Origin of the sequence: Curtobacterium sp. MCBD17_034 (genome assembly GCF_003234515.1) — a bacterium.
Taxonomy (GTDB): domain Bacteria; phylum Actinomycetota; class Actinomycetes; order Actinomycetales; family Microbacteriaceae; genus Curtobacterium.
Genome location: NZ_QKTN01000005.1, coordinates 89,212 through 105,666, shown reverse-complemented (window position 1 = coordinate 105,666; position 16,455 = coordinate 89,212). Strand labels below are relative to the sequence as shown.

Here is a 16,455-nt window from a genome sequence, read left to right as displayed (position 1 = left end):
AACGGTCTGGCGGAGGGTCGCCGAGGATTCTAGCGGGACGCTGCGGGGGCTCGTCGGAGCGACGGGCGGTCCGGCCCCGCGCCGACGGGGGTCGTTCCGCCGTCGCTCCCGCGGCCGGCCGATCGCCACACCGCGACGACCGTCGCGCTCCCGGCGACGGCCAGGAGGCACACGGCCGCGAGCAGGACCGGCGCACCGAGCGGGGTGGTCGCGGCGAGGTGGGCGAGGCCGGCGCGGGTGACACGGAACGCCGCGCCCTCGTCGAAGCCGCGGTAGGCGACGGACAGTCCGTAGACCGCCATGACGGGCGCCCCGACCGCGACGACCCGACCGGCGACGGGCCACCAGCGCGCCGGGAGCAGACGGAGTCCGCCGACGGCGGCGACGAGCAGGAGCGCGGCGAGCGCCACGAAGAAGTACCGCCCCTGCGCCCCGGTGATCCGGTGCAGCCGACCGTACGACTGCCAGTTGTTCGCCAGGAGGAGGAGCAGGGACACCGCCGGGAACGTCACGAGCGCGAGCACGGGTCCACGCCACCGTGACCGGAGCACGACCGCGGCGGCCACGGTGACGAGGCCGGCGATGGTGAGCGCCACCACGACGACCGGGTCGATCGGGTACGAGAGGAGCCCGAACCGGCCCCAGAACGACGTCGTGAGCGCGGACCACTCGTCCGACAGGAAGAACGCCGGGTCGCGCTGCTGGCCCGGGGCCCACGGCGACGCCGTCCAGGTGCCGGCAAGCCCGTTCGGCTGGACGGTGCCGTAGCGCACGACGTTGCGGACCCACCACCAGCCCCCGAGCGCGGCGCCGATCGCGAGGGCCACCGCCGCACGTCCCAGCCGTACGCGGAGACGAGCCGTGGTGGCCACGACGAAGGCGAGGCCGACGAGCGGGACGGCGGGGAACCCGGTCGCCTTCGTGGCCACCAGGACGCCGAGGGCGGCGCCGAGTGCGACCGTGGTGCGCCACCGGAGATCGCCGGTGGCCACTCGGACCGCCAGCCAGGTCACGACCGCGCCGAGCAGGATCACGAGCGCGTCGTTCGTGACCGAGGAACCGATCTGGGCCAGTTGCGGCACGGCCGCCAGGGCCGCAGCCGCGACGAGGCCGAACCGCCGGGACCGCGTGAGGCGACGGCCGGCAGCCCAGACGAGCATGGGCAGCGGCGCGACGAGTGTGACGTCGAGGAGGCGGAGGACGACGATCACGTGGTCCCACCGCAGGTCCTCGAACCCGACCACGCGGAGCACGACGGCCGCCAGGGCGTAGGCGGTCGGTGGATGCTGGGTCATCTGGTCCGCTCCGGCGCTCGCACCGGGGGCGGCACGGACGAGTTCGGCCCAGGTGCCCCGGTCGGCCGGCGCGGTCGTCGCGACCTCGGCGCGGGCCGCGAGGAGCGCGTTCGACACCCGCAGTGCGCCCGGCGCCGGCCAGCCCTCACCCGTGGCGATCGCCACGACGGCGCCGGTGTGCGGCAGTTCGTCGGGCGCCTGGAAGAGCGGCGTGAGGAGCGCCCAGACGACGAGCAGGAGGGTGAACGCCGCGGTGATCGAGCCGATCGTCCAGCGCTCCGTGCGGGTGACTGGCATCCGGACCTCCATCGTCGGCGAGCTTACCGATCGGCCACCGCCCCGCCCACCCGCCGACCCGCGCCGCGCCGCTCCCGGGCGAGGGCGCGAACCGGTGCCTTGCTACGCTCTCGGGGTGCAGATCCGCGAACTGAAGATCCCCGACAGCTACGAGATCACGCCGAAGCAGTTCGGGGACGACCGTGGCGTGTTCCTCGAGTGGTACCGCTTCGACCGCCTGGCCGAGGCCACCGGCCGTTCGATCGACCTCAAGCAGGCGAACACGTCCGTGTCGAAGCGCGGCACCGTCCGCGGCATCCACTTCGCGGACATCCCGCCGAGCCAGGCCAAGTACGTGACGGCGACGCACGGCGCGGTCCTCGACTTCGTCATCGACATCCGGGTCGGCTCGCCGACGTACGGCGAGTGGGACTCGGTGCTCCTCGATGACGAGGACCGGCGGGCGATCTTCCTGTCCGAGGGGCTCGGGCACTGCTTCGTCGCACTGACGGAGGGCGCCACGGTGTCCTACCTCGTCACGGACGTCTACCAGCCCACGCGCGAGCACGGCATCAGCCCGGTCGACCCGGCCATCGGGCTCGCGTTCCCGGAGGAGGCGGGCGAGCTGCTGCTGTCCCCGAAGGACACCGAGGCGCCGACGCTCGCCGAGGCCGAGGCACAGGGGCTGCTGCCGCAGTGGGCGGACGCCCGGTCGTTCTACGACTCGCTGAAGGGGGCCTGATCGCGATGAAGGGCATCATCCTCGCCGGCGGTTCCGGCACGCGGCTGTGGCCCATCACCAAGGGCATCTCGAAGCAGCTCATGCCGATCTACGACAAGCCGATGGTCTACTACCCGCTGTCGACGCTCATGATGGCCGGGATCCGCGAGGTCCTCGTGATCACGACGCCGGAGTACAACGACCAGTTCCGTGCGCTCCTGGGCGACGGCTCCGCGCTCGGCATGACGATCGAGTACGCGGTCCAGCCCTCGCCCGACGGCCTCGCGCAGGCGTTCGTCATCGGCGAGGACTTCATCGGGGACGACAGCGTCGCGCTCGTCCTCGGCGACAACATCTTCCACGGGGTCGGCCTCGGCACGAACCTCCGCAAGAACACCGACATCGACGGCGCGACGATCTTCGCGTACCACGTCTCCGACCCCAAGGCCTACGGCGTGGTCGAGTTCGACGACGCCTTCCGCGCGATCTCGATCGAGGAGAAGCCCGCCGAGCCGAAGTCGAACTACGCCGTGCCGGGGCTGTACTTCTACGACCACCGCGTCGTCGAGATCGCCAAGACGATCGAGCCGAGTGCCCGCGGTGAGCTCGAGATCTCGACGGTCAACGAGCGGTACCTCGAGGCCGGTGCGCTCAACGTCCAGGTGCTCGACCGCGGCACCGCATGGCTCGACACCGGCACCTTCGAGTCGATGATGCAGGCGTCGGAGTACGTGCGCGTGATCGAGGACCGGCAGGGCCACAAGATCGGCTGCATCGAGGAGATCGCCTGGCGGAACGGTTGGATCGACGACGCCGCGCTCGCCGCGCTCGCCGCACCGCTCGCGAAGAGCGGGTACGGCGTGTACCTGCAGCGCCTCCTCGACGCCTGACGCGCGTCCCGTCGCGCGGCACCCCGACGCCCCGGACCTCCGCCAGGAGCCGGGGCGTCGTCGCGTCCCGAGCTCCGTCAGTCGACGTCCGGGAGGCGGTCGGTCGCGGTCACGGGACCCGTGGCGGTGACCGACGGGACCGGGGTGGGCGGGGCCTCCCGGCCGGTCGTGTCCCGACCGGACCCGAGCCCGCACCAGCGCCACGCGAGCACCACCGCGACGACGACCGCGACCGCCATGAGGACGCCGACCACGGCGAGGGCGTGCGACCCGAGCGGCGTCGTGTACGCGAGGTGCGCGAGGCCGGGACGCGTGATCCCGAGGTTCGTCTGCTCGTACTCGCCCCGGTAGGCGACGCTCAAGCCGTACGCACCGACGGCCGGGGCCGCGACGACGAGGACCCGGGCGGCCCGGCGACGGAGCACCGGCCGGACCACGAGCGCGGACCAGGCGACCGCACTCATCGCGATCGCCGCGACGAGTGCGACGAACAGGAACCGCCCCTGGGTCCCGCCGATCTGGTGCAGGCCACCGTAGGACCGCCAGTCGTACGCGACGACGGCGAGGAGCACGGCCGCAGGCAGCGCGCCGAGTGCGACGACGGCACCGCGCTGCGGGAACCGGCGGGTGAACGACCACGCGATCGCGAGCAGCGCCACGAGCGACAGGAGGTCGGTGAGGATCGGGGTCATCGGGAACTGGAAGCCGCCGAACTCGCCCCAGAACGAGCGCGTCAGTCCGTCCCACTGCTGGTCGACGAAGAGTCCCAGGTTCCGCGTCGAGCCGGGCGGCCACGGCGTGACCGGGGTGAGACCGGCGAGACCGTTCGGCAGCGGGGTGTGGAAGGCGACGAGGCAGTGCACCCACCACCAGGAGCCGAGCACCACGCCGATCGCGAGCGCCACCCCGGCGCGGGCCAGCCGTGCCCGCCAGGGGAGGGCGCGTGCGGCGAGCACGACGACGGCGACGAACAGGACCGCCGGGAGGCCCGTGGCCTTCACCGACGCCAGCACGGCGAACGTCAGCCCGAGCGCGAGTGTCGTCCACCAGCGCCGGTCACCGGTGAGGATCCGGACGCCGAACCACGTCAGCAGGCCGCCCAGGAGGAACACGGGGGCCTCGTTCGTGACGGAGGATCCGATCTGCGCGAGCTGGGGCACCGCGAACAGCGCGAACGGCGCGACCGCTGCGAGTCGCGGCGCCCGCGTGAGCCGCCGGACCGTCGCCCAGACCAGGACCGGCAGCGGCGCGACGAGGAGGGCGTCGACCAGGCGGAGCACGACGACGGCGACGTCCCACCGAAGGTCGTGGAGGTGGAGGATCCGGAGGACGACCGCCGCCGCCAGGTAGTAGGTGGGCGGGTGCTGCGACATCTGGTCCACGAGCACCGATTCGCCAGGGTGCGCCGCGAGGAGGGCACCGACGGTGGGCCGCTGGAGGGGCGGGGTCGACGCGGCGGAGTCGACCGCGGCACGCGTCGCGCTGAGGTAGTGCAGCTGCCCGGGGGCGTCCCAGTGGCCGCCGAGCGCGAGGTGCAGCACGGCGTCGACGTGGGCGGCCTCGTCCGGGGCCTGGAACATCGGGGTGACGAGCGCCCACACGACGAGCAGGAGCGCGAACGCCAGCGTGCCCACCGCGACCACCACGACCTCGCGCCGGGTCACCCGGGGGCGCGGCACGACCACCGCGGTGGCCGGGAGGCGCTCGGCGGCGGTCATACCGGGACCTCCTCGCTCCGCGCCGCGCGCGTCCGCGCCGCCGCGGCTGCGGCTGCGGGGATCGCCCACCACGTGGTGACGGCCGCCGCGACGAGGGCGACGCCGACGAGCACGGTGAGGACCGTCACGCCGGCGCCGCCGACGGGACTCACGCTCGCGAGCCGGTGGAGGCCGTCCTGCGTGACGAGGAACTGGTTCTTCTCCCAGAAGCCGCGGTACCCGACGGTGACGCCGTACGCGGCCACGAGCACGGCCGTCACCAGGGCCACCCGGCCGAACCGGGCGCGACCTGCGGGCGTCAGGACGGCGCGTCGCCACGCGAGCGCGCTCAACGCCACGAGGGCCACGATGCCCGGGAAGAAGTACCGGCCCTGCACGCCGCCGATGAACTGCGTGCGGTCGTAGCTCTGCCAGTTGTTGAGCAGCTGGGTCGCGACGAGGAACGCGGGGAACACCGCGAGCGCGATCGCCGAGCGGAGCGCGGGGCCGCGCCGGAACCCCCACACGACGATCCCGCCGATCCCGACGATCGTGAGCAGGTCCGTCAGCACCGGGGTCATCGGGAACTGAGCGCGTCCGAAGTCACCCCAGAACGTCGGTCCGAGGCCCGTCCACTCGCTGTTGAAGAACTGGCCGAAGTTCGGCGTCGCCCCGCCGGTCCAGGGCTCGTCCGGACGGAGGGCGATGAGTCCGTTCGGCTGGAGCGCGTGGTACACGACGATGTTGTGGAGCCACCACCAGCCGCCGAGCACCCCGGCGACGGCGAGCGCGACGAGCGCCCGGACCGCGCGCACCGCGGGACGGAGGACACCGACCCCGGACCAGAACGCGGCGACGGCGACGAACGGGATCGCGGGCAGACCCGTCGCCTTCGACGCGACCGTGAGTCCGAGCGCGACCGACAGCGCCAGGAGCGTGCGGCGTCGGACGTCGCCCGTCACGACCCGGACCCCGAGCCACGTGACGAGCGCACCGGCGAGCATGACGAGCGGGTCGTTGCTCGCGGAGGCACCGATCTGTGCGACCTGTGGCACCGCGAGGACGGCTGCCCCGCCGACGAGCGCCGCGGCGGGTGAGCCCGTCAGCCGTCGGGTCGTCGCCCACGCCAGCAGGGGGAGTGCGAGCACGAGGAGGGCGTCGAACAGCCGCAGGGTGAGCACGACGAGGTCGTACCGGAGGTGCTCGTAGTGCACGAGGTGCAGGACACCGGCCGCGAGCACGTAGTACGTCGGCGGGTGCTGCGTCATCTGGTTCACGCCGGTCTCGTGCGTGTACCGGCGTTCCAGCGCGCCCCACGTCGGGCCCTGGTCGGTCGGGACGTGTCCCACGAGCGCCTGCGCCTGGACCGTCGCGCCCTCGTAGCGGAGGTGCCCGGGTGCCGCCCAGCCGTCGCCGCGCGCCACGTGCACCACGGCGTCCACGTGGGCGGCCTCGTCCGGCGTGTGGAACAGCGGGGTCAGGACCGCCCACAGCGCGAGTACCAGCCCGAACGCGACCGTCAGCGCGACGACGGCGATGCGCTCGCGACGGGTGATCGGAGGGGCGTCAATCGCCATACCGGGCGAGCTTCTGGAGGTCGAGTGTCTCCTCTTGCAACGTCCGGTTCAGGCGTGTCAGGTCGGCGACCACGCCGATCACGATCGAGAGCAGGGCCGTGATGACGAGGACGACGCCGAGGATGAGTGACTGCAGGTGGTTGCCCCCGCCGTCCACCGCCAGCAGGACGAGGTACCGGACGAACGGGATGAGCCCGCACACGGCGAGCAGCACGCTGATCCAGGCGAACAGGGCCATGGGTCGGTACATCAGGTAGACCCGGGCGATCGCGGACCCCGACTGGAACATGTGCTGCCAGATGTTGCTGAAGAGGCGGGACTCGCGGGTCTTCGGGTTCGTGGTGATCGGCACGCTGGCGATCGCGAGGCGCTTGTACCCGGCCTGGACGATGGTCTCCATGCAGTAGCTGAAGCGCGTCACGATGTTCAGCCGGATGAGCGAGTACTTGGAGTACGCGCGGAAGCCGCTCGCGGCGTCGGGCAGGTCGAGGCCGGCCGCGCGGCTGGCGACCCAGCTGCCGAACTGCTGCATGCTCTTCTTGAAGGCCGAGAAGTGCTCGATGGTGCGGGTCTGCCGGTCACCGATGACGATGTCGGCCTCGCGCCGGAGGATGGGCTGCACCAGCTCGGTGATCATGGCCTGCGGGTACTGGTTGTCGCCGTCGGTGTTCACGACGATGTCGGCGCCGTGCAGGAGCGCGTAGTCGACGCCGTCCCGGAAGGACCGCGCGAGACCCATGTTCGTCGTGTGGTGCACGAAGTGCTTGACGCCGTGTTCGCGCGCGACCTCGACGGTGCGATCGGAGCAGCCGTCGTCGATCACGAGCAGCTCGACCTCGTCGATGCCGGGGATCTCGCGGGGGATCGAATCGATCACGGACGCGATCGTGGCCTCTTCGTTGAGGGCGGGGATCTGCACGAACAGTTTCAAAATTCGGAACACCTCGGGCTCTGGACAGCGCTGTCGATCCTAGCGGAGGTCGTGAGCGGAACGGTGTCGGCGGCGCGCGGGCACTACCCTCGGACGCATGGCGCTGACCCGGGGACCAGCTCGCGTCGCTGCGGGTGTCGCTCGACGCCTGTTGGCCGGTCGTGACGTCAGCCCACCCGACGCGGGGCACGCACCCGTCGTGCTCGGCATCGCGACGGAGATCGACCAGCGCGGCGTGGACCATGCGGCGCTCCGCGCCGACGTGACCACCGTCCTCGTGCTCGCCGACGTCCGGACGTCGCTCGCCGACCACGCCGCCGCCCTCGACGCGGCCGCAGCCTCGGTCGACGCCGCGCAGGTGCTCCTGGCCACGTACGACGTCCACGCCGGACCCGCCACCGCACATCCCGTACCGCGCGTCCCGCAGGGGTGGCAGGGCGTCGACGAGCGCGTGCACGCGACGGTCGGCGGCGCCGTCGCCGCCGCGCTCCCGGCCGTGGTCGGAGCGCGTCTGCTCGTGGTCGACGCGGCGCTCGACGCCGAGCCGGAGGCGTGGGGACGCCTCCTCGACGCGCTCACGCCGGACACCGCGGTGGTCCAGGCGGTCGTCCGCACCCGCGACGACCTCGTCGCGAGCGCGGGTGCCGGGTTGATCCGTCCAGGGTGGCCCACGTGGTCGGTCCTCGAGGGGTTCCCGGTCGAGGACGTCGGCGAGGCGGGCACGGTGGTCTTCGCCGCCGACGAACCCGTCCTCGCCGTCCACACGAGCGCAGTCGGGATCCCGCCGCGCACGATCGACGCACAGGTCACGCTCGCCGCCTGGACACGTGCCGCTGCGGACGTGCACGGCGGGGCCGTGCGGGCCGTGCCGGTCGGACGCGTGTACCGGGACGCGCGCGAGACACCGCGGCGCCTCGACACCGACGCCGAGGCGGTCGTCCGCGGGTGGGACGACCGAGCGGACGCCTGGACGCCGACGACCCTCGCCGCGCGCGGTCTCGCCATCGCACGCGTCGACGCCGGTCCTGCGGGGCGTCCCGTCGCGCTGCGCGTCCCCGTGCCGTGGCTCGTGCGGGCCGTGCACGCGACCGATCGCGCCGTCCGTCTGCGCTGGTCGCTCAAGATCGCGGCCCACGCCGGCCCCCGCGGTGACGACTGGGGCGACCTGTTCTTCGCCCAGGACCTCGCGGCCGCCCTGCGGCGAGCGGGTCAGGAGGTCGTGGTCGACGCGCGGGACCGGCACGTCCGTCCGCGCTCCGAGCACCTCGACGACGTCAGCCTCGTGCTCCGTGGACTCGACGACACCCCGGTCGTCCCCGGCGCCGTCAACGTGCTCTGGGTGATCAGTCACCCCGACCTCGTCACCGACCCGGAGCTCGCCCGGTTCGACCTGCGCTTCGCCGCGGGCGCTCGGTGGGCGGACGCCACGGCGGCCCGGACGGGACTGCCCGTCCGGACGCTGCTCCAGGCCACCGATCCCGCGCGGTTCGCACCCGGACCGTCCGATCCCGAACTCGCCAGCGACGTCCTCTTCGTGGGCAAGACCCGCGACACCGTCCGGCCGGTCGTCGCCGACGCGGTGGCGGCCGGCCTCGACCTGACGGTGTGGGGATCCGGGTGGGACGCGACACCGGTGGCGCCCCTGGTCCGCGGGGCGTTCCTCCCGAACGACCGCCTGCCCGACGCCTACCGCAGCGCTCGGGTCGTGCTCAACGACCACTGGCCCGACATGGCCGACGGTGGGTTCCTGTCGAACCGGCTCTTCGACGCCGCCGCCACGGGGGCCATCGTCGTGTCGGACGACGTGCCGGGCATCCGCGAGGTCGCAGGACCGAGCGTCGTGGTCACGGCCGGCGGTCCGGACGACCTGCGGCGCGTCGTCGCGGCCGCGCAACCCGGCGACGAGATGATCCGATCGGCGCGTGCCGCGGTGTTCGCCGAACACCATTCGTTCGACCGTCGAGCCGCCGTCCTGATCGAGGAGGTCCTCCGTGTCCGCAGCTGAGTCGTGGGCCGAGGGACCCCGGAGTGCGACGCGGGAGCGACGCCGGGAGGGACGGGCGCGGCGGGACGCGCGGCTCGAGGTCGCCGGGTTGGTCGCCGCCGTGGTGTTCGTCGTGCTCGCCTCGGTCGCCCGTGCGCTGAGCAACGGGCCGCTGTCGACGGCCGACGAGACCGCGCACCTCGACTACGCCTACGAGGTGTGGCACGGTCACCTCCCGGTCTTCGAGCGCGGGATCCAGTTCCACCCCGCCTTCGGGGCCGTCCCGCCCGTGCAGTGGGTCTCGCAGCACCCGCCGCTGTTCTACGCGCTCCTCGCGCCCGTGGTCGGACCGCTCATCGACGGCAACCACCTCTACATCGCGGTGATCGCCGGCCGGTTCGAGGACGCGCTCATCGCGGGGACGACGGTGCTCGCGACGTGGTGGGCCGCGCGGCAGGTGCGTCCGGGGGACCGCGTCGTCGCGGTCGTGGCCGCGCTCGCCACCGCGTCGACCGGCATGCTCATCCTCGTCGGTGGCGCGATCTACAACGACCTCGTCAACGTCACGTTCTGCGCGCTCGCGATCGGGCTGGCGGCGCGGGCGTTGCGGACCGGCCTGACGACGCGGCTCGTCGTCGCCGCGGCGCTCGTCGGCGTGGGCGGCATGCTGAGTCGGCTCGTGTTCGCCGTCTTCCTCCTGGGCCTCGTCGTCGCCCTGTTCGTCGCGCCGACCCGTGCCGTCACCGCGCGCGGGGCGTGGGGGCGCCGGGTGCTGGCGGCCGTCGTCGTCGGTGTCGTCGCCGCGCTCGGGGCGGGGTGGTTCTACCTCCGCAATCGCGCGCTCACCGGCAACGTGGCCGGCAGCCACCCGGCCTGGGCCGCGGCGCACCTCGGTCGGCACGACCGGACCGCGTCGTCCGTCGTGACCGACAAGGGGTTCTGGGAGCAGCTGTTCGCCGTGTACCGGGCCGGCCTGCCGACGACGAGCCCGCTCACGTGGGTCCTGCTCCTCGCACCGCTCGTGCTCGCCGCGGTCGTCGGTGTCGTCGTCCTCGTCCGCACGCTGCGTGCACGCGGACGCCGCCACGGCTCCGCCGCCGCCGATGCCCAGCCGACCGAGGCCGCCGGGGTCGTCGGGCGGCCGCTCTGGGGTGTCCCGGCAGGGTGGTGGCTCGCGGCGATGATGGTCGCGGTCGTCGTGCTGACGGTGTTCCTCGAGGTCCGGTTCGTGATGGGCGGTGGCGCCCCGAACACGCGCTACGCGCTCCCGCTCGTCCCGGTCACCGCGATCGTCGGGGCGATCGGACTGACCGCGCTCGGGCGCATCGCGGGCACGGTCCTGACGGTGCTCTGGTCGATCTGCGCCGTCGTGGCCTACTCGAGCGCCGTCGGGCTCGTGACCCCGGTCGGCCCGGCGACCGCGCTGACCGCCACGCGTGGCGACTACGTCGTCTCGCTCGTCGTCTTCGCGTTCATGGTGGTGGCGGCCGTCGTGCTCCGCCTCCGGCGGCCGCCGGCAGTCGGCGTCGACGCGGGTTCCGAGCCCGACGTCCACGCCGACCACGGCGGACGACCCGACGGCGCCTGAGCGGCGCGTCCGGAGTCTCCGGAGTCTCCGGCGTCTCCGGCACCTCCGCGTCGCAGCGAGGACGACCGCGTGTCAGTGCGCGTGTCAGTGCGGGTGTCAGTGCGCGCGGATGCGCGACCGGACCGACCGGGCCACGTCGCCCGCACGGTCGGCCATACGCACGACGCGCCGCGCCCGCATGCGCTGGAGCTCGGCCTCCCGGTGGTTCGCGAGCTGCTCGACGGCGTCGATCCGGAGTTGCTGGTGCTGCACCGTCGACTCGAGCAGCCGCACGTTCTCGCGGACGCGTCCGAGTTCGGTCTCGCGGCGGTCGACCTCGGCATCGCGCGCCGCCAACGCGGCTCCGATCCGGCGCAGGTCGACGAACTCGTCCTCCGGGACGACCTCGTCCTCGCCGTCGGCAAGCGGCGTCCCGCGGTCGGCGAACGAGCGGACGAGGGAGTCGTCCCGGGTGAACGGCCCCGCTTCGGCTTCCGCCTCGGTGACGTGGCGGAGCGCGTAGTAGTGGAGCAGGACGCCCTCCTGGAGGCGCCGGTAGTCACGCATCCCGTGGTGGTTCGGGCTCGGGTTGAGGTCGGGGTTCGCCTCGTACGCGCGACCGGCGATCTCGACGCGGTGCTCGTACTGCCCCCACGATCGCCAGGGGAAGTGCAGGACCTCGAGCGCGAGGTCCTCGGCGGGGGCCTCGCCCGCGGGGATGGTCACGAGGTGGTTGCCCTGGACGACGGCGACGTCCGGGTGTCCGACGTGGATCGCGTTCCCGGACGGCTGCGAGATGAGGCCCGCTGCGTGCAGTTCGGACGCAGAGCGTTCGTCGCGCCACAGGAGCCGCGACAGACCGGCGCCGCGCCGAGCGAGGGGACCGACCATGTTGACGACGGGGACGACGAACGCGTTCACCGCGGGGTCGAGCCGTTCGAACACCTCGTGGAGCGTCAGTCTGCGGTCCTTGGGGAACAGGAACTCGTCGGCGTCCGCGTTGACGACCCAGTCGGCACCGTGCAGCGTGTGCGCCTCGCGGGCCATCCGTGTCACGGTCTCGCTCTGCTGCTTCCGGTGCACCGGGTCGTGTCGGAGGTCGACCTCGGCGACGCCGGACGCCGCGAACGCCTCGAGGGCCTCGCGGGTGCCGTCGACCGATCCGTTGTCGGTGATGACGAAGACGTCCACGCCCTGTGCGAGGTGGTGGTCCAACCACGGTCGGATGACGTCCGCTTCGTCGCGGACCATGAGCGTGACTGCGAGTTTCATCGGTGGAGTCCCGGGGAGGTGTCGGGTCGGCCTGGGAGGCCGACGTGGTCAGATGGTCGAACCGTGCATCCTGCTGCGGACACCCAGGGCGAGCCTGAGCGCGACGCGCAGCGGCCACAGGTACCACCCGTGGTACTTCGAGGCGAGGAACCGGTACGCGCTCGCGTGGTGTGCGCGGCGCATCCGCTCGGACACGCCACGGGTGGAGTGCGCCCCGACGTGCGTGACGCGAGCCGCGGGCTCGTACACGTTCCGGAAGCCGGCTCTGGAGAGCCGGTAGCCGAGGTCGACGTCCTCGAAGTACATGAAGTAGCGCTCGTCGAACCCGCCGATGCGCTCGAAGGCGCTGCGGCGCACGAGCAGGCACGCCCCCGACAACCAGCCGGCGTCGCGTCGTCGGGCGCCGTCGCGGTCGCTGTGGTACCGGGCGGTCCACGGGTTCCGGGGCCAGACGTTGGCGAACAGCGCGTGGCCGAGCCCGTTCCGGAGCGACGGGACGGCGCGCGCCGACGGGTAGACGGTCCCGTCCAGTTCGACGATCGCCGGGCCGACGGCGCCGATGTCCGCTCGTTCCGAGCCGGTCGCGAGGAGGCGGTCGACGGAGCCGGGCGCGAGGACGACGTCCGGGTTTGACACGAGCACCCAGTCGACGTCCGGGGGGAGCGCGGCCACGGCGCGGTTCACCGCACTGCCGTACCCGGCGTTGGTGCCGAGTTCCAGGAACACGGCACCGCTCGCCTCCGTCGCCGCGCGGAGCCCGGCCAGGTCGTCGGACCGGTTGTCCGCGACGACGACCGGGACCCGGCCGGAGCACGACGCACCTGTCGAGGCGAGGAAGTCGGTCAGGTAGCGGCCGGAGTTGTAGCTGACGGTCACGATCCCGACGTGGGCCGTGCGTCGTTCGGTCGTCGTCATGCCGCGTAGACCTCCTCGTGCACGCGAGCGCACGCGCGCCAGGTGAAGGTCTGCGCACGCTGTCGGCCGTCGGTGGCGAGGGCGGAGCGAAGCGCCGGGTCGGTGAGCAGGCTCGCGAGACCCGCGGCGATCGCGTCCGCCGTGGGCTCCACGTACGCGACGGCGTCGCCTCCGACCTCCGGGATCGCCAGACGGCGCGTCGTCAGGACGGCGGCACCGCACGCCATGGCCTCGAGGACCGGGAGTCCGAAGCCCTCGCCGGTGCTCGGGTACGCCACGACGGTCGCGCCGCCGAGGAACGCGGCGAGATGGTCGTTGGGCAGGAAACCGAGGTGACGGAGGCGGGCGCCGGGCCGGTTCCCCGCGCGTTCGAGCAGGTTCCGAGCCGTCGGGTCCCAACCCAGGCCGCCGGAGACGACGAGCGGGGGAGCGTCCGGGAGTTCGGCGTGTGCGGCGACGAGGGCGGCGACCTGCTTCCGGGGCTCGACGGTCCCGAGGAACGCGACCCAGCCCTCGCTCGGGTCGAGGTCGTGCTCGGCCGCGAAGGAGCGCACGGCCTCCGAGGTCGGCTCGTGGAACACGGCAGGGTCGACGCCGAGGTGCGCGACGACGTTGGGGACCGCGGTGTGGGGCACGAAGCGGGCGATCTCCGCGGCCGTCGCGGCGCTCGGCGTGACCGTGGCCCGCGCGTGACGGCGGGCGAGTCGGGTCCACAGCCGGAAGAACCGGCGCTTCAGGGCCCCGTGTGCGTCGGGGTCGCTGAAGAAGGTCGCGTCGTGCAGCGTGACGACGGACCTGCGGCCAGCGGCGAGGGGGAACGTGTAGTGGGGACAGTGCAGCACCCGTGCCCGCGCCCGCAGGGCCAGGAGCGGCAGCCCGACCTGTTCCCAGAGCAGTCGGACCGGACGACGCGCCACGGCGGCGGGCGCGACCGCGTAGCGGTGCGACGGCGCCACCGATCGGAGCCACGACAGGTCGTCGGGCTTCACGACGACACCCACCGCCACGCCGTCCTCGGCCAGGCCGCGCAAGAGGCCCACGATGTAGCGCGCCACGCCTCCGCGGTTCGGCGGGAGACTGGTCGCGTCGACGAGGACCGGGAGGTCGACCACCGTCAGGCGGGGATCTCGCGTGCGACGGTCGACACCCGCGTCATCCCGGCGTGACGGTCGTCGTCGGCCATGACGAACCGGGCCGCCTCGCGCAGGATCGCGATGTGCTCCCCGGTCTTCTTGGCGAGGAAGCAGTGGATGAAGTACGGGCCACCGCCGAACTGGATGTCCCGGAGCCGGTACTCCACGATGGTCCGACCGTGCAACGGCTGGTGCGTGAAGCCGATCTTGCGGCTGTCCGTTCCGTACACGAGGTGGCCGTGCTGGTTCTCGATCTTGAACCCCGAGTTCCACTCCTCCAGCGGCGACGTGTGGGACACGGTCATCCGGATGACGAGGTCGTCGCCCGGCTGGAGTTCCTCGCCCGGCGCGCGGCCCGGCGCGGCGATCTCGACGCGCTCGACCTTGCCGGGCGTCGCTTCCTCGCCCGCGGCCTCGGCCTCGGCGACGCGGCGACCCTCGAGGATCTCGCGGAAGTTCTTGACGGCGTGCCGCGCGGACCCCTGGAACTTGACCTCGCCGTGGTGCAGGACGACGGCGTGGTCGCAGAGCTCCTGGACCTGCCCGAGGGAGTGGCTGACGAGGATGATCGTCCGACCCTGCTGCTGGAACTCGCGGATCTTGTCGAGGCACTTCTTCTGGAACTGCTCGTCGCCCACGGCCAGGACCTCGTCGACGAGGAGGACGTCCGGGTCGGTGTGGATCGCGACGGCGAACGCGAGCCGGACGTACATGCCCGAGCTGTAGAACTTGACCTGCGTGTCGATGAACTCGCCGATGCCGCTGAACCGGAGGATGTCGTCGAACTTCTCCTCGGCTTCCTCTTGCGTGAGACCGAGGATCGCGGCGTTGAGGAACACGTTCTCGCGGCCGGTGAGGTCCGGGTGGAAGCCCGCACCGAGTTCGATGAGCGCGGCGAGGCGCCCGCGTCGAGCGACCGACCCCGTGCTGGGCTCGAGGATGCCGCCGATCACCTTGAGCAGGGTCGACTTGCCCGATCCGTTCGGCCCGAGCAGCCCGATCGTCGTCCCGGCCGGGATGTCGAGGTTGACGTCCTTGAGGGCCCAGAAGTCCTCGCTGTGTCGGCGCCCGGCGCGACCGAGCGTGACGATCCGTTCCTTGAGGGAGTTGTCCTTCCGGATGACGAAGCGCTTCGAGACGTTCCGGATGCTGACGACGGTCGGGGCGTCCTCGAACACGGCGTCCTCGGTCTCGCTCGGGGCGATGAGGTCGTTGTCGATCGACATGTGCTGCCTTTCTCGGTCCCGAGGACTCAGATCTCCTGTGCGAAGTTCCCCTGCAGTCGGGCGAACGCCCGCTGGCAGAAGAAGAGCGCGACGAGTCCCACGACACCGGCGATCACCAGGCGGAGGAGCATGTGGTCCGGGTACTGCTCGGGACCGCCGGCGGTCCAGAAGGCGCGGTGGAAGCCGAGGATGGCGAGCGTGACGGGGTTGTTCTCGTAGATCGGCAGGATCCAGCTGATCCCCGCGGCGATCGCCCGGTCGTGCACCATCTGCCACGAGTAGACGATCGGGGACGCCCACATGAAGAGCATCATCAGGACCTCGACCAGGTAGGCCATGTCCCGCAGGTACACGTTGAGTGCCGAGAACAGCAGGCCGATGGCGGTGGCCCAGATCAGGATCACGAGCGTGGCGGGGAAGAAGAACAGGATCCCCTCGTCCATCGGGAAGGACCGGAACGCGGCCGTCGCGATGAGCAGGATCACCATCTGGATCCCGAAGTTGAACAGCGCGCCGCCCACCGCGGAGAGCGGGTAGATCTCGCGCGGGACGTAGACCTTCTTGAGGAGGCCCGCGTTCGCGACGACGGAGCCGGTCGCGCCGGAGACGATCTCGCTGAACAGTCCGTACAGGGTCAGCCCGGCGAACACGTAGATGGCGAACTCGGGGATCGCCCGGGACGAGCCGAGGATCTTGCCGAGGATCAGCCAGTAGATCCCCAGCTGGACGAGCGGCCGGATGAGCGACCAGGCGAACCCGAGTGCACTGTCCTTGTAGCGGGACTTCAGGTCGCGGCGGATCAGGAGGTCCAGGAGCTGGCGCTGACCGTGGATCTCGCGCACCGACCCCCAGGTACCCCCGGCGGTCCGGCCCGCGGGCACCAGCTGCTCCGTGCGGAGACGGGCGAACCGGTCGGCGACGGTCCGGTCGGCGACGGTCCGGTCGGCGATGGTCGTGCTCATGTGTACCTC

13 protein-coding genes are annotated in these 16,455 nt (G+C 72.4%); 4 read left to right on the top strand and 9 right to left on the bottom strand.

The window, feature by feature from the left end:
- Nucleotides 1-29 precede the first annotated feature (29 nt).
- Complete coding sequence (locus tag DEI92_RS10595) at nucleotides 30-1,592, bottom strand: DUF2142 domain-containing protein (RefSeq protein WP_181434840.1); 1,563 nt, start codon at nucleotides 1,590-1,592, stop codon at nucleotides 30-32.
- A gap of 115 nt (nucleotides 1,593-1,707) precedes the next feature.
- Between DEI92_RS10595 and DEI92_RS10590 the strand changes: the two genes are divergently transcribed.
- Together DEI92_RS10590 and rfbA are read left to right on the top strand one after the other, a co-directional pair.
- On the top strand, nucleotides 1,708-2,313 hold the full coding sequence (locus DEI92_RS10590; protein WP_111009536.1) for a dTDP-4-dehydrorhamnose 3,5-epimerase family protein: 606 nt from the start codon (nucleotides 1,708-1,710) through the stop codon (nucleotides 2,311-2,313).
- 5 nt (nucleotides 2,314-2,318) lie between these two features.
- On the top strand, nucleotides 2,319-3,182 hold the full coding sequence (gene rfbA, locus DEI92_RS10585) for a glucose-1-phosphate thymidylyltransferase RfbA (RefSeq protein ID WP_111013463.1): 864 nt from the start codon (nucleotides 2,319-2,321) through the stop codon (nucleotides 3,180-3,182).
- A 77-nt stretch (nucleotides 3,183-3,259) separates the two neighbouring features.
- On the opposite strand, the gene DEI92_RS10580 is transcribed toward rfbA, so the two are convergent.
- Genes DEI92_RS10580 through DEI92_RS10570 form a run of 3 tightly spaced genes read right to left on the bottom strand, consistent with a single transcriptional unit; the run spans nucleotide 3,260 to nucleotide 7,375 of the window.
- The gene (locus DEI92_RS10580) at nucleotides 3,260-4,900 is read right to left on the bottom strand and encodes a DUF2142 domain-containing protein (RefSeq protein WP_111048146.1); all 1,641 of its coding nucleotides are present in this window, start codon (nucleotides 4,898-4,900) and stop codon (nucleotides 3,260-3,262) included.
- Nucleotides 4,897-6,456 (bottom strand): DUF2142 domain-containing protein, encoded by a 1,560-nt coding sequence (locus tag DEI92_RS10575; protein ID WP_111013461.1) that lies wholly within the window; start codon nucleotides 6,454-6,456, stop codon nucleotides 4,897-4,899. Before DEI92_RS10575 ends, DEI92_RS10580 begins: the two co-directional genes overlap by 4 nt.
- Nucleotides 6,446-7,375, bottom strand: a complete 930-nt coding sequence (locus DEI92_RS10570; RefSeq protein WP_375334619.1) for a glycosyltransferase family 2 protein — start codon at nucleotides 7,373-7,375, stop codon at nucleotides 6,446-6,448. Before DEI92_RS10570 ends, DEI92_RS10575 begins: the two co-directional genes overlap by 11 nt.
- A gap of 109 nt (nucleotides 7,376-7,484) precedes the next feature.
- On the opposite strand from DEI92_RS10570, the gene DEI92_RS10565 reads away from it, so the two are divergent.
- Both DEI92_RS10565 and DEI92_RS10560 read left to right on the top strand, forming a co-directional pair.
- Nucleotides 7,485-9,392, top strand: coding sequence for a glycosyltransferase (locus DEI92_RS10565; protein WP_146249144.1), 1,908 nt, complete (start codon nucleotides 7,485-7,487; stop codon nucleotides 9,390-9,392).
- Nucleotides 9,379-10,959: a glycosyltransferase family 39 protein gene (locus DEI92_RS10560; protein ID WP_111013459.1), complete on the top strand. Its 1,581-nt coding sequence runs from the start codon at nucleotides 9,379-9,381 to the stop codon at nucleotides 10,957-10,959. Before DEI92_RS10565 ends, DEI92_RS10560 begins: the two co-directional genes overlap by 14 nt.
- 96 nt (nucleotides 10,960-11,055) lie before the next feature.
- On the opposite strand, the gene DEI92_RS10555 is transcribed toward DEI92_RS10560, so the two are convergent.
- The 5 genes from DEI92_RS10555 to DEI92_RS10535 are packed head-to-tail and all read right to left on the bottom strand — an operon-like array spanning nucleotide 11,056 to nucleotide 16,446.
- Complete coding sequence (locus DEI92_RS10555) at nucleotides 11,056-12,210, bottom strand: glycosyltransferase family 2 protein (RefSeq protein ID WP_181434838.1); 1,155 nt, start codon at nucleotides 12,208-12,210, stop codon at nucleotides 11,056-11,058.
- Between the two features lie 48 nt (nucleotides 12,211-12,258).
- Nucleotides 12,259-13,125: a glycosyltransferase family 2 protein gene (locus DEI92_RS10550; protein WP_111009544.1), complete on the bottom strand. Its 867-nt coding sequence runs from the start codon at nucleotides 13,123-13,125 to the stop codon at nucleotides 12,259-12,261.
- Complete coding sequence (locus DEI92_RS10545; protein WP_181434836.1) at nucleotides 13,122-14,237, bottom strand: glycosyltransferase family 1 protein; 1,116 nt, start codon at nucleotides 14,235-14,237, stop codon at nucleotides 13,122-13,124. The genes DEI92_RS10550 and DEI92_RS10545 overlap by 4 nt, the downstream gene beginning before the upstream one ends.
- A gap of 2 nt (nucleotides 14,238-14,239) precedes the next feature.
- Entirely contained in the window at nucleotides 14,240-15,484 is a 1,245-nt protein-coding gene (locus tag DEI92_RS10540; protein ID WP_111009545.1) for an ABC transporter ATP-binding protein, read from the bottom strand.
- 26 nt (nucleotides 15,485-15,510) lie between these two features.
- Nucleotides 15,511-16,446 carry an ABC transporter permease gene (locus tag DEI92_RS10535; RefSeq protein ID WP_111013458.1) on the bottom strand — a complete coding sequence of 312 codons (936 nt, stop codon included), beginning with the start codon at nucleotides 16,444-16,446 and terminating at the stop codon, nucleotides 15,511-15,513.
- Between the last annotated feature and the right edge of the window lie 9 nt (nucleotides 16,447-16,455).